At 50.4% G+C, this 14558-nt stretch carries 8 protein-coding genes; all 8 read left to right on the forward strand.

Annotation, left to right across the window (positions count from 1 at the left end; all coding sequences use genetic code 11):
• Nucleotides 1-11 precede the first annotated feature (11 nt).
• Nucleotides 12-3623 carry an immunoglobulin-like domain-containing protein gene (locus IEW52_RS14915; protein WP_229667983.1) on the forward strand — a complete coding sequence of 1204 codons (3612 nt, stop codon included), beginning with the start codon at nucleotides 12-14 and terminating at the stop codon, nucleotides 3621-3623.
• Nucleotides 3624-3743: 120 nt separating this feature from the next.
• On the forward strand, nucleotides 3744-5888 hold the full coding sequence (locus IEW52_RS14920) for a type I secretion system permease/ATPase (RefSeq protein WP_188630880.1): 2145 nt from the start codon (nucleotides 3744-3746) through the stop codon (nucleotides 5886-5888).
• Nucleotides 5881-7266 carry an HlyD family type I secretion periplasmic adaptor subunit gene (locus tag IEW52_RS14925; RefSeq protein WP_188630881.1) on the forward strand — a complete coding sequence of 462 codons (1386 nt, stop codon included), beginning with the start codon at nucleotides 5881-5883 and terminating at the stop codon, nucleotides 7264-7266. Before IEW52_RS14920 ends, IEW52_RS14925 begins: the two co-directional genes overlap by 8 nt.
• Nucleotides 7267-7287: 21 nt before the next feature.
• Nucleotides 7288-8598: a TolC family outer membrane protein gene (locus IEW52_RS14930; RefSeq protein ID WP_188630882.1), complete on the forward strand. Its 1311-nt coding sequence runs from the start codon at nucleotides 7288-7290 to the stop codon at nucleotides 8596-8598.
• A gap of 17 nt (nucleotides 8599-8615) precedes the next feature.
• Nucleotides 8616-9212, forward strand: a complete 597-nt coding sequence (locus IEW52_RS14935; protein WP_188630883.1) for an OmpA family protein — start codon at nucleotides 8616-8618, stop codon at nucleotides 9210-9212.
• Complete coding sequence (locus tag IEW52_RS14940) at nucleotides 9212-9898, forward strand: transglutaminase-like cysteine peptidase (RefSeq protein WP_188630884.1); 687 nt, start codon at nucleotides 9212-9214, stop codon at nucleotides 9896-9898. The genes IEW52_RS14935 and IEW52_RS14940 overlap by 1 nt, the downstream gene beginning before the upstream one ends.
• A gap of 2 nt (nucleotides 9899-9900) precedes the next feature.
• Nucleotides 9901-11811: an EAL domain-containing protein gene (locus IEW52_RS14945; protein ID WP_188630885.1), complete on the forward strand. Its 1911-nt coding sequence runs from the start codon at nucleotides 9901-9903 to the stop codon at nucleotides 11809-11811.
• A gap of 122 nt (nucleotides 11812-11933) precedes the next feature.
• The coding region (locus IEW52_RS14950; protein WP_188630886.1) for a retention module-containing protein at nucleotides 11934-14558 on the forward strand (2625 nt) is incomplete at its 3' end.

The raw sequence follows: 14558 nt of genomic DNA on the forward strand, positions 1-14558 counted from the left end.
ATGGCGAAGACGTGTACCTCGATGGCAGCAGCTTCACCGTGGCGGTAGACAGCACCCGTGGCGGTAACTTCGAGCAGCTGGTGACCAGCGACACCGCGACAGTGATCGTAGAAGACACTGTAGATGTCGTGACCGCGACCTTGACGGTTGATAAAGAGAACGTCACTGAAGGCGCAGAAATCAGTTATACAGTGACGCTTTCTGGCCCTGCGGGCATGGACTTCAGCCAGCATGGTGGTTTGACCTTTACGCTGGATAATGGCGAAGTTGTGACCATTGATAACGGTAATCTTTCAGGATCTAGTGATCCTGTAGACACTCGAGGACAGTCTAATATTGTTAACAGTATTAGCTCAGTGAGTGGAGGTGAGGAGTATGAACAACTGGTTACGACAGGTATCACTTCGGTTGGTGTGAATCATGCACCAATAGCAACAGGCACCGAAGTCGAAGATCTGGAAGATACCAGTGGAATAACTATTAACCTGTCTGCGCAAGATTCGGATGGTAGCATTGAATCTTTTATCATCCATAGTTTGCCTGAAAATGGAACACTACAGATTGATGGCGTGCACATTACATCAGCCAATATAGGTACTGATGGGCTCACTGTTAGCAGTGATGCGGTCATTGTTTTTATACCGACCAAAGACTGGAGTGGCGATACCTCATTCAACTATCAAGCCGTAGATAATGCTGGGGCGATATCATCGCAAGCGACCACGGAAATTAAAGTACTTCCTGTGACAGACCTGCCTTGGGTCACTGTCGAGCTGGGTGAGCCTGAAAGTCAACAGCAAAAAATAAATATTAGTAATGTGAATGTAGAAGAAAGCGATAAAAACTTTACCGTCTCAGCCGTGAGTAACGGGAAAAATGGTGTCATCTCTAGAATAGAGTTTGATCCCGATGTAGGCAGCGGCAAGGTTAATGGTTTTGGTGTTAAGGGGAATATCAGTAACAACGGAAATGAAAAAGAAATAGATCCCTTTGAGGCTGTTGCTGTACGGTTTGAACAACCGGTAACAGATGTGGCGGTTAAATTTTCTTGGTTGGCGACTAATGAGTATGCTAAGTACACTCTTTTTGATGCTAATGGAAATAATATAGGTAGTGGTATTGTTCGAGGCCAAACCGATAAGATAGATCCTAGTGTGAGCTTAAGTAGTCAGTCTAACGGAGGGATAAGTCGTATTGAGTTTACTGGTGCCGGGGAAAACGATAAATATTCAGGTAATAAAATTGGTCATAACAACAGTGACTATGTCATACATGAAATTACCTATACTACACCGGGTACTAAAATTTATCCGTTAGAAATACAGGCTTCTACGACGGATGTTGATGGCTCTGAAGAGATCACATCTATCATCGTCAAAGTACCTGAGGATGCCGTGTTGTCTCACGGTACCCTGTTGAGTACCGATCAAGATGGAGTCAGTAGTTGGGAGTTACCATTAACAAGTAATCAGGGTTATACCGTTACTTCGCTAAATGATGGCAAAGGTGGTATCAAGATAGACGGTGTTACCGTTACTATTGCTGCAACGGACAACCTGGAAGTGGAAGTGATTGCCACGGCGAAAGACGGCGATGCTGCGGCTCGCTCTGCAAGTGATACTGATTTGGTAATGAATAGTCTGCCGGTTGAAGATGCGCCTGCTATTGGAGTGGTTTCTGCAGGTGTAGCCAGCGAAGGACAATCGCTTGATTTTGCCATTAATCTAGATAAACCGGTTGATAACGATACCCAAGTGACCTTTACCCTGGGGCAGGGAGCAAACGATCAGGCAAGTGCTGAAGATATTGGTGTACCAACGGTGAGCATTAATGGCAGTGAGGTTGTACTCACTGCCCATACCGATGGTAGTTACAGTTTTCTATTACCGGCGGGAATCACAACTGGCATTCAAATTTCAGTTCCTACGACAAATGATGGCCTGCTAGAAGGTGATGAATTAATAACGCTTAATGCCACCTTAAATGGAGAAACAGCTGACGGACTTCTGTTGCCCGCTGGTCTTACCGATACAGGAACCGGCATCATTGCGGAAGAACTGTATATTGCCAAAAATAACAATAATGATGACTTTAGCGGCAGTAAGGGCAACGATGTACTACTGGGGGATGTTGGAGGTGCCAGCAGTATTGTTACACCGGGCACCAATTATAATGTTTCATTGATTCTTGATACTTCTGGTAGTATGAAAAATGCTTCAGGAACTGGTAGTTTGAGTCGTTTGGCTCTGGCTGTAAAAGCAATAGGGAACTTGGTAACCCAGTTACAAGAACACGATGGCATTATTAACCTACAGTTGGTCGACTTTGCTAAAAAAGCGGACTCAATTACCATTAATAACCTTGATGCCAGTAACGCACTTGAGTTGACGAACTATCTTAATAAACTGACGGCTGGCGGTGGTACTAACTATGAGGCAGCATTTAAAGAAGCTGCCGATTGGTTTGACGACCAAAGCGAACAAACAGCTGTTTTTGAAAATGTGTCGTTCTTCTTAACGGATGGCAAGCCGACATATTATCTTGATGGTGAGGATGATGTTGCGGGTACGGGTAACTCTACGGATTACAATACTTTTAGCAATTCAGTAGATGGGTTCAAAGCCTTGTCCGATATTAGTCTTGTTCATGGCGTGGGGATTGGAAATGATATCGCTAAAGACTACCTGCAGTTTTTTGATAATTCATCAGCCTCAGGTCAGGAAACCATTTGGTTTGGTTCTTGGTGGTCTCCTAAATCTGTTACAGGCAATGTTGGCGACGTTGATATTGTTAATACTGCAGATGAGCTAGATGCTGCGTTGCAATCGGGTAATACCACTCATGAATTAGCCGCATTAGGGGCTGATATTATTGATGGTGGTGACGGTAATGACATTATCTTTGGCGATAGCATCAATACTGATAATTTATCTTGGGGAAGTCTGGATAAACCCGACAATTTACCTGATGGATCCGGTCTATCGGCCCTTAAGGCTTTTCTCAAGGCGCAAAATAATGGTCAGGATGCCAGCGATGAACAGCTATATAACTATATTCGCGAGCATCATGACGAGCTGGACATCGCTGGTGATGAGCGAGGTGGTCACGATACGTTGAGAGGTGGCAGTGGTGATGATGTTATTTACGGCCAAGGTGGTGATGATCACATCGAAGGTGGGGAAGGTAATGACATCATCTATGGTGGTACTGGCGCCGATCACCTGAGTGGTGGTTTGGGTGATGATATTATCGATTTGGGTACTGGTGAACTTGTTCCTGGAATTGTCGATTTGAATACCGCAGGTTTAATCGCTGACGGTGCTGCGGATACCCTCTATTGGAGTGCTGAAGAAGCTCAGTCGGGGAAAAGCCAACACGATGTGGTGAAATCGTTTGAGTTAGGCACTGATAAGTTGGATTTAACCGATTTTCTTATTGATGATGACTCGGGCTCTATCGGCAGCCTAACGGCGGAAGCGGATGGTAATGATACTGTTATCAAGGTAACCAGTGGTACAGGAGCCGAGCTCAGTATTACTCTGGATGGTGTGAGCTATGAGCAGGATATTCTCAATCAGGTTCTGGTAGATGAACTGGTGGGTAAACTGCTCGATAATGGCTGAATGTCATAGTAAATAAGGCGCCCTTGAGACGAAAGGGCGCTTTTGTACATTGTTTATCTTTATTGCCTTAATTTCTTTATAGTTAGGAGTTAAGTAACATATTTGAGGGCATTAGCATTCATGCAGGATTCACAACCAGGTCAGGATCCCTTGCTGCAAAGCCTGGTATTTCTGACCAAGATATATGGTCACCCTTATCAGGGAGAGGCGCTGATCAACGGATTGCCATTAGCCGATGGCAAGCTGACTCCTTTGCTGTTTGCTCGTGCCGCCGAGCGCGCCGAGTTATCGGCGCATCATGCGGCGCATTCCCTTGACGATATCTCAGAGCTGTTACTGCCTTGTGTCTTGCTGCTGAAAGAGGGCGGAGCGGCTGTATTACTGGACATTGATTCAGAGCAAAGTCGCTGTCGCGTCATGCTGCCCAGCTCCGGGGAAGGGGAGCAATGGTTACCCCAGGAGAAACTGTCTGCCAGTTTTACTGGCCAGGTTATTTTTACCAAGCCCAAGTTTCGTTTCGATGCACGATCACCCAAAATTCTGGATACCGGCGAGGGCCATTGGTTCTGGGGGACCTTGCGTCGCTCGTTTTCCATTTACCGAGATGTGTTGATTGGCTCTTTGCTGATCAATATTTTTGCTCTGGCTACCCCTTTGTTCACCATGAATGTTTACGACAAGATAGTGCCCAATCTGTCTTTCGATTCATTATGGGTACTGGCGGTGGGGGCCGGAATCGTCTTTATTTTTGATTTTGTGCTGCGAATGCTGCGCAGTCACTTCATTGATGTGGCGGGTAAAAAATCTGACGTATTGCTGTCGGCGCAAATATTTTCCAAGGTCATGGGCATGCGAATGGAGGCCAGGCCGCCGTCAACGGGTGCCTTTGCCAAGCATTTGCAGGAGTTTGAGTCGGTACGGGACTTTCTGACTTCAGCTACTGTTTCGGCCTTGGTCGACATTCCTTTTTCTTTTATTTTCCTGATCATCATCTGGATATTTGCCGGCTATATGGTGTGGGTACCGATATTGGCCATATTATTACTGATTAGTTTCAGCCTGCTGATCCAGCGCCCCCTGAAACGCAGTATTGAAGAAGGCTCACGACTGGCGTCCCAGAAAAATGCCAATCTGGTCGAAGGCATTTCAGGCTTGGAAACCATCAAGTTGTTTGGCGCCCAGGGAACCTTTCAGCATCGCTGGGAACAGGCTGTTAGTCATATTGCCAATTGGGGGATGAAAACTCGTCGCCTCACCAACTCGGTATCTACTCTGGCGAGTGTGGTTCAGCAATTTACCACTATTAGCTTGATTGTATTGGGCGTATACCTGATTGCCGCGGGTGAGTTGTCTATGGGGGGATTAATAGCGGCTGTGATGCTGAGTGGGCGAGCGATAGCTCCCATGGTGCAAATGTCGGTGCTCTCTACCCGTTATAATCAGGCGCGCTCCGCCATGGGCATACTCGAACAAATTATGACCTCACCGGAAGAGCATGAAGCAGGGCGGCGTTTTGTTCATCACCCGGTATTCAGCGGCGATATCTTGTTTGATCAGGTCTGCTTTCGCTATCCGGGGTCGGAACATGATGTATTAAGTAATTTAAATCTGCACATAAAAGCCGGAGAAAAAGTCGCGATTATCGGGCGCATTGGCTCGGGGAAAACCACGTTGGAGCGCCTGATTGTTGGGCTCTACAAGCCTACCGGCGGTGCCTTGCGCATTGATGGCATCGATATTGGCCAGCTACAGCCGGCGGTACTCAGGCGCAATATTGGTTGTGTACCGCAAGATGTAAACCTGTTTTTTGGCACCATTCGCGACAATATCGTAATTGCGAACCCATTGGCGGATGAAAATCAGGTGTTAAGGGCGGCGCAACGGGCGGGAGTGACCTTGTTTACCAACCAGGATCCCGATGGACTGGATAAACAGGTTGGAGAGGGCGGCCGACAGTTGTCTGGCGGCCAGCGACAAGCGGTTGCCATTGCCCGAGCCCTGCTGAATGACCCTGTAATGCTGATGATGGATGAACCCACCTCCAACATGGATAACCGCTCCGAGCTGTATATTCGTCAAGAGCTGCACAAGCTGACGTCCAAGCAGACCTTGCTGTTGGTCACCCATCGTACCTCCATGCTGGAAGTGGTCGACAGAGTCATTGTACTGGAGCAAGGACGAATAGTGGCCGATGGCCCCAAGGCGCAAGTACTGCAACAGCTGCAGGCTGGCAAAGTACGCAGCAAGGAGGCAAGCAATGCGTAAAAAATCACTGCCCCCAGAACTGCTGGATTATACCAATGACACGGCGGCGGCCGTATTGCTCAATACGCCCAAGGCGGGCAAGAGTTTAATATGGGCAATGCTGGTGTTTGTGGTGGTGGCCTTGGTGTGGGCATATTTTGCCGAACTGGAAGAAGTGACCTCGGGGATGGGCAAGGTGATCCCCTCCAGCCAGATCCAGGTGGTGTCTAACCTTGAAGGGGGCATAGTCCGCGAGCTGTATGTGCGTGAAGGGCAGCGGGTGGAAAAAGGACAAGCTCTGCTGTTAATCGACGACACGCGCTTTTTATCGGATCTGCGCGAACGTGAACAGGAAATTGCCGCGCTTCAGGGCGATGTACGACGGTTAAAAGCCGAAGTCAGCTCCATGCATATTCAGGAAGACACCGGCCTGGCCTGGCGTGAACAGGTAAAAGTGGCCAAGATAGAACTGGAATTTCCGGATGAGTTTCGCGAGCAATATCCGGGACAACCCGAGTTTCAGCGCTCTTTATATAATGAACGATTGGGGTTCGTAAAAAACCAGTTGTCTATTTTTGGTAATCAGATAGAGCAACGAGAACAAGAAGTGATTGAAACCAATGCCAAGGTGCGTACCTTGCAACGTGGCGTTTCTTTGGCAGCGCGCGAAGTGAACATGAGCCGTCCATTAGCCAGAGAGGGCATAGTGCCCCAGGTCGAAATTCTGCGTCTTGAGCGGCAATTGAACCAGTTGAAAGGGGAGTTGGAATCGGCTCGGCTGATGTTGCCCAAATTGAACGCCTCGTTGCGTGAAAATATATTCAAGCGTAAGGAAGTGGCGCTGACCTTCCGCTCGGAAGCACAGCAAGAGCTGAATGAAAGACGAAATCGACTGATGCAATTGCAGCAGGGCGAAGTGGGATTGCAAGACAGGGTGCGCCGTACATCGGTCACGTCCCCGGTTAAAGGCACCATAAAAACCCTTAACGTTAATACGGTAGGAGGGGTGGTGCAGCCCGGCATCGATCTGGTTGAAATCGTCCCTTTGGAAGATACCTTACTGATAGAAGCGCGTATCGAGCCCAAAGACATTGGCTTTTTACGCCCCGGGCTTGAAGCCATGGTCAAGTTTACCGCTTATGATTTTACTATCTATGGAGGCTTGGTAGGCGAAGTAGAAAAAATCAGTGCCGACTCGATACAGGATGACGAAGGCAATACCTTTTTCCTGGCTACTGTCCGTACGCGAGAAAGTTACTTGGGAACGGAAGCCGCTCCGCTCAAGATTATTCCGGGCATGCAGGCGGGGGTAGATGTTATTACGGGTAAAAAATCGGTACTGGATTACTTACTTAAGCCTATATTAAGAGCAAAACAGGGCGCTTTGCGTGAGCGCTAACTGTCTCAGGGAGAATAACCAATGAAAAAAACGATAATAGCAGGATTTATCGGTATGAGCCTGGTGTTACCTGCGCAGGCGCAGACACTGGAACAGGCGGTCACTCAGACCTTGATGACTCATCCCAAGGTCAAAGAAGCCTTTCACCTCTACCAGACTCGTCAGTACGAACAGGATGAAGCCAAGGCTGGCTATCTGCCAACCCTGGATGCCAATGCCGGTATTGGGTATGAATATAGCAGCAGCCCGGGCATTCGTGCCAGTGGCTCGGATTCTGAAGAGCTGACTCGTAAAGAAGCAGGCTTGTCATTGCGCCAGTTGCTGTTTGATGGCTTTAAAACCTCGAGCAATGTACATCGCACCCAGGCCGAAGCGGATGCCCAGCGCTATGCGCTGTTGTCCGACGCCGAAAATATCGCCTTGCGAGTGGCCGAAGTGTACCTGGATGTGTTGCGCCAGGACGAAATTGTTGAGCTGTCGCGTCGCAACCTGGAAACCCACGAACAGATTGCTTCCGATATTGAGCGCCGTACCGATTCGGGCGTTGGATCTACTGCCGACTTTACCCAGATACAGGGACGAGTTGCCCGATCCTATTCCAACATGACGGCCGCAGAAAACAATCTGCGTGACGCGCAAAGCAAGTTTATTACGCTGGTCAACGAGGTGCCGAGTGATCTGCGCCAGCCCAAGGCGGATGCCAATTTTGTGCCGGCCACGCTGGATGATGCCTTGTCTGTCGCGCAAGAAAACCATCCGACACTGACCTCGGCCTCGTTTGATGTAGATGCCGCTCGTTATCAGCACCAAGATGCCAAAGCGGAATTCTACCCTAAGGTGCACATAGAGTTAGACAGTAACTGGGACGATGACATTGACGGCGTACGTGGCTATAACAATGATCATACCGCCATGGTGCGCATGCGTTACAACCTGTTTAACGGCGGTGCCGATCTAGCACGTAGCCGCGCTACCTCGGCCATGGAAATGCAGGCGAAGGATATTCAGATGAATGCCTACCGCCAGGTTGATGAAGGCATGCGTCTGGCCTGGGCGGCGTACGAATCACTCGGTCGCCAGAAAGACTTTTTACGCCAACATGTAGAGTCGGGCTTTAAAACCGTTGATGCCTATAAAAAGCAGTTTTCTTTGGGCAGCCGTACCCTGCTGGATGTACTGAACACCGAAAATGAATTATTCGAGGCTCGACGTTCTTACATTAATGCCGAATACGATCAGTTGCTGGCAGAATATCGCATTATAAATGCTTCCGGACAATTACTGGATGCCCTGCGCTTTACGCGCCCCGAGCAATGGCACGGGCAGAAATAAATATAAGGAGAAGTGCGATGAAAACATGGACAGTATTAGCTCTTATATTGCCTTTGGCGGCATGTAGCCTGACGAGTGCGCCTGAACAGGAAACGGCGTCGGCCTATGACTTGAGCGATATGGATCGAGACGGGGTGATTACGGCAAGAGACAATTGCCTGGATTCGCTCGAGAACTCGGCCGTTGATAATGATGGCTGTGGTGACAATAAATATGCGGCACTGCAGCAGGATATCATTATCTTGTTCGACCATGATCGCTCGGTGATCAAAGCGCAATATCAGGATGAAATCAATAAAATGGCCAGCTTTATGGCGGAAAATCCTGAACTCAGCCTGCTGCTGGAAGGGCATGCCAGCCGGGTAGGCACCGAAGAATACAACCTGGCTCTGTCTAAACGTCGTGCCCAGACGGCGCGCAGCGCGCTTATCAAGGCGGGTATTGATAGCAGCCGGCTGGAAATTATCGGTTATGGTGAGACCCAGCCGCTGCTGATGGCCGAAGGAGAGCAGGCCGCAGCCGCTAATCGCCGAGTGGTAGGTGCATTAACGGCGATGCGTGACGAAGTGCGCATGCGTTGGAACGTGTATAGCGTTGAGCATAGTACCAACTAATGAAAGTGTTTTTATTCGGCTTTACTGGGCTGGCTATGCTTTGCATGGTGCTTGGTGTTGCAGCCCAGTCATCGTTGGATGAAGATAAAAAGATGACGGTAGCGGTCCGCCAGTTTTATGGTGCGGCAGCCGAAACACGTACTCGGCAGTGGCGGCAACTCGTTGCTCAAGGCCAGAGTAACAACTGGAATGAGCGGGAGTTGTTATCACGCGTAAATATCTTTTTTAATCGCTTACGTTTTCTCGATGATATTAAATTATGGGGAAAAAAAGATTATTGGGCTACCCCCCTGGAGTTTTTAGGGGCGGGTGGCGGTGATTGTGAAGATTTCAGTGTTGCCAAATATTTTACTTTGCGGGAACTGGGTATTGCAGATGAAAAGCTGAGACTGGTTTATGTCAAGGCACTGGAACTGAATCAATTTCATATGGTTGTGGCTTATTATCCCACTCCTTCGGCAGTGCCTTTTATCCTGGACAATCTGGAAGGGACGATTCGCCTGGCAACAGAACGAAATGACCTGGCCCCTATTTACAGTTTTAACGGTCAACATCTATGGCTGATGCGTGCGCGCGGACAAGGTGAGCTTGCCGGGCAGGCCTCGCGTTTGTCTCTTTGGAATGATTTACGTGGCCGAGTTGATGTCAACCGGTTACAGCGGCCCAAAATGAATTTGGATAATTAACTATGACTTTATACCGGCAGCTTCTGGTGACCATGCTGTTGCTTTTTGCCATCTTGTTTATTACCGCCTATTCGGTGCAGTTCAGCTCAACAAGAAGCTATTTGGCACAACAACAAGAAACCACAGTGGTTAACACCGTGACTTCGTTGGGCTTGGCGCTGACCCCTTATCTGGAAACCAGTGATACCGTTGGCGCCGAGTCGGTCATTAATGCCGTATTTGACGGTGGCTTTTATCGCAAGGTCGAGCTTGATCTCTTGGCCGCCAACGAGCAAATAATACGAGAGCATCTGGCTGCGCCCCGCGGTGTGCCTGATTGGTTTATTAACCTGGGGTTGTTTCACGGTGCACAACACGAAGCGGTGCTGACCTCGGGATGGTTGCAGTTGGGAGTTCTCTCGGTAGAAGGGCACCCGGGGCAGGCATATTATCAGCTGTGGCAGGGAATGAGTCAGCTGGCAACCTGGTTTGTAGTGTGTTTCTTGCTGGTATGGGGGCTGCTGATACTGGCCCTGCGTTACTTGCTCAAACCCTTGCACGATATTGAAATTCAAGCGCGAGAAATAGAGCAGCATCACTTTGGCAAGCCGATAGCCGTTCCCAGTACTCGAGAGCTGAAAGAGGTGGTGCTGGCCATTAATAACATGGCCGGCAAACTGGAAGTGCAGTTTAAAGAGCAGGCGGATGAAGCCGAGCGTTTACGCCACCGCGCCTTTTTTGATCCCACCTCTGGGCTGGGTAATCGCGCCTACTTTGTGTCACAAAGTCAGTCCTGGATCAGTGATGGTACCGGCGGGGCCGTGATATTGATTGCCGTTGATATGCTGGAACAACTGGATGAGCAAGAAGGCTTTGTGGCTCGAGATCAGATGATTAAAGCCATAGCGACTCATTTGCGTAAGCTTTGTCAGCGGTTTGGTGAATACGCCTTGTCGCGCCTGTCTGCCCGAGAGTTTGCCATGTTGGTACCCGAGTCGGATGTAGAGCGACTGTCGTTACTGGGCGAAGAAATTAATCGTCTGATTGCCGAGCTGGTTATCGATCCCGTTAACAGCCGAAATATATCCGTGGTCGGCATGGCCGTCATCCAAAGTGAAGACGATACCAGCCAACTGCTGACCCGTGCCGATAATGCACTGAATAAAGCCCGAATGAATGAAGCCGGATCAATCATTATCGAGCATCGACAACAAGAACATCAGTTGGGCCGTATGGCCTGGAAGCAGTTGATAGAAACGGCGCTGGCCGAGGACCTGTTTGAACTCAGCAGCCAGGCGGTATTTGATTTTAATGGCCAGCTGCAACATGAAGAGCTGTACATCGCCATTCGTACCGATGAAGCCATCTATAGTGCAGGCAGCTTTTTGCCCATGGTCGAACAATTCAAACTGGGCGAGCGGCTGGATTTGCATATAGTTGAACGGGCCTTAAAACAATTGGCCATTCGCCCCGAATTACAGCTGGCCGTTAACCTGACTCAATATAGTTGCCGTCAGGCGGGATTCTGGCATCAGCTTGATCAGTTACTTGCTTTGCATAGCCAGGTTTGTGCCAGATTGTTTTTAGAGTTGCCGGAAAGTGCTTTCTTCTGGGGTAAAAATGCTCTTGTGGCACCTCTTGGTTCATTGAAAGCGGCATGGGGAGTGGATCATTTTGGGCGTCACTTTGACGTTTTGACTCAACTTGGAGACCTACGGCCGCATTACGTTAAGTTGGACCATGGCTTTACCAGCCAGGTTATGGAAGAGAACTATGATGATGCGTTTTTGGCAGCCGTTTGCCGATCGGCACACAGTATGGGTGCCTTGACCATCGCCACTCGGGTAGAAACCGAGCAGCAGCTTGAGGTACTGAAAGGGCTGTACGTAGATGCTTATCAGGGGTTTGTAAGTCCGCCGCACAAGTTAGTTTGATCATTCTATTTTTTAGATAGAATACCGAGTTATTTCTCGGGTTGCTGTCTAAATATTGAGCAGGAACTAATGGGGGTTCCCTTCTAGCCTTATAAGTAGTCAAAGGCATAAGGGATAACGCCATGGAAACCACTCGCATCGATACCGCCCTGCAGATCGTGGATTTGCAGGGTCGCGCCTTTGTTATTGCCCATAATGGAGCAGTAACCCCCGTCACCATTGGGCAAACACTTATGCCCGGCTCTCTGTTACTGACCGACAGTAACACTCATATTGTTTACGGTGATGCTCCTTCAGCACAAGCTGCTGTACCCGTGAATGACGTGGAGGCAACGGCGGATATTATCGATATTCAGGCGGCTATTTTAGCGGGCCTGGATCCCAGCGAGTTATTTGATCCAGCGGCGGCGGGCAATCCGGCTCCAGCGGGGACTTTTACTGGCAGCAGTGGCAATGCCGGCTTTGTCGTGGTGGAGCGTGTGGGCGACAGCTTGTTGGCTGAAGCCGGTTTTGATACGACCTTTGCCAATGGTATTGAGCCATTCGTGATTGAAGAGCTGGATCCGTTATTAGCTGCTGATAACGATAATGACATTGGCAACCTTAACTCCATTCCTGAATTAACCATAGATATAGACCCTCCTTTAACTCCCAGTGATAGCTTTCCCCAATCCGGTAACAACGCCGCTTTTGTTGAAGAGAGTGCCTTGCCCGGTGGTAGCAATGCCAATAGTAATAATGAAAGTGTCACTGGCCAATTCAACATCAATACCGGCAACGATGCCCTGGATAAACTGGAGCTGCAGCAGGCTGATGGCACTTGGGTGGATGTTACCCAGGGGGGGCAGGTAACAGGCATTTATGGCGCCGTCACGATTACGCTGGTTAATGGCGAGTATCAATGGCGATATGATTTAACCGGCGCCATTGACCATCCCGGGGCGAATAAAACCGGTGCCGATGATGTACTGCAAGAAAACTTTGCCGTTCGCGTCACAGATGATGACGGCGATCAGGCGAATGCAGACCTCACCATCAATATTCTGGATGATGGCCCGGTGGCCATTGCTGATAGCAATAATGTGAATGAAGGGGGATTGGTTAGCGGTAACGTGCTTACCGGTACTCCCGATACCAGTGAGGGCAAGGATGTCTTCGGTGCCGATGGTGCGGCGGCTGGCGGGGGAGTCATGGGCGTGGCGGTGGGCGATAGCGGCGTGCCGGTGTCGGGTAACCTGGGGGCGCCCCTGATCGGCCAATATGGCGCGCTGATCTTGAATGCGGACGGCAGTTATAGCTATACCAGCAATGCCAACGGTACGCCGCCGCAGGGGGCGACGGATGTCTTTACCTACACCATTCAAGATGGTGATGGTGATTTGAGTACCACTACCCTGACCATCAATCTAACCGACAGTGGGCTTGTCATTGAAGATCCGCTTGAATTAAAGGTGTATGAACAGGCGCTGGATCTGGATAAAACCGGTGCCGATCTGGCTCCGGGCACGGTGGAGGGCAGCGCCCCGAGCGATCCCCGTGAAACGGCCACCGGGCAGGTCATGGTCAGTGGCGGTGTCGGCCCGCTGACCTACACGCTGATGGGCAGTGAGCAGGGGACGTATGGTCAAATCCAGCTCAATGCCGACGGCAGTTATACCTACACCCTGACGTCTCCGGTGACCTCGGATCCTAAAAGTAATGACGGAAGCCACACAGAGCTGGGTAAAGACAGCTTTAGCTACACGGTGACCGACGCCAACGGTAATACCCAACAAGGCACCATACTGATTAATATCGTGGACGATGTGCCCAGCGCCTCTGCCGATATGAACGAGGTGAATGAAGGGGGCACGGCCGCAGGCAACGTGCTCACCGATGGCACGGCCGATGTCTTCGGTGCCGACGGTGCGGCGGCTGGCGGGGGCGTGGTGGGCGTGGCGGTGGGCGATACCGGCGCGCCGGTGTCGGGTAACCTGGGGGCGCCCCTGACCGGCCAATATGGCGCGCTGATCTTGAATGCGGACGGCAGTTATAGCTACACCAGCAATGCCAACGGTACGCCGCCGCAGGGGGCGACGGATGTCTTTACCTACACCATTCAAGACGGTGATGGTGATTTGAGTACCACTACCCTGACCATCAATCTAACCGACAGTGGGCTTGTCATTGAAGATCCGCTTGAATTAAAGGTGTATGAACAGGCGCTGGATCTGGATAAAACCGGTGCCGATCTGGCTCCGGGCACGGTGGAGGGCAGCGCCCCGAGCGATCCCCGTGAAACGGCCACCGGGCAGGTCATGGTCAGTGGCGGTGTCGGGCCGCTGACCTACACGCTGATGGGCAGTGAGCAGGGGACGTATGGTCAAATCCAGCTCAATGCCGACGGCAGTTACACCTACACCCTGACGTCTCCGGTGACCTCGGATCCTAAAAGTAATGACGGAAGCCACACAGAGCTGGGTAAAGACAGCTTTAGCTACACGGTGACCGACGCCAACGGTAATACCCAACAAGGCACCATACTGATTAATATCGTGGACGATGCGCCCAGCGCCTCTGCCGATATGAACGAGGTGAATGAAGGGGGCACGGCCGCAGGCAACGTGCTCACCGATGGCAAGGAAGATGTCTTCGGTGCCGATGGTGCGGCGGCTGGCGGGGGAGTCATGGGCGTGGCGGTGGGCGATATCGGAGCCCCAGTGTCGGGTAACCTGGGAGCGCCCCTGATCGGCCAATATGGCGCGCTG

The sequence above is a fragment of the Oceanisphaera marina genome, from assembly GCF_014643915.1.
Taxonomy (GTDB): Bacteria; Pseudomonadota; Gammaproteobacteria; order Enterobacterales; family Aeromonadaceae; genus Oceanimonas; species Oceanimonas marina.

Excerpts from the sequence above, each read along its gene's own strand:
- IEW52_RS14945 (WP_188630885.1), top strand. The coding sequence starts at position 9,901 with ATGACTTTATACCGGCAGCTTCTGGTGACCATGCTGTTGCTTTTTGCC.
- IEW52_RS14940 (WP_188630884.1), top strand. The coding sequence starts at position 9,212 with ATGAAAGTGTTTTTATTCGGCTTTACTGGGCTGGCTATGCTTTGCATG.
- IEW52_RS14925 (WP_188630881.1), top strand. The coding sequence starts at position 5,881 with ATGCGTAAAAAATCACTGCCCCCAGAACTGCTGGATTATACCAATGAC.
- IEW52_RS14930 (WP_188630882.1), top strand. The coding sequence starts at position 7,288 with ATGAAAAAAACGATAATAGCAGGATTTATCGGTATGAGCCTGGTGTTA.
- IEW52_RS14920 (WP_188630880.1), top strand. The coding sequence starts at position 3,744 with ATGCAGGATTCACAACCAGGTCAGGATCCCTTGCTGCAAAGCCTGGTA.
- IEW52_RS14935 (WP_188630883.1), top strand. The coding sequence starts at position 8,616 with ATGAAAACATGGACAGTATTAGCTCTTATATTGCCTTTGGCGGCATGT.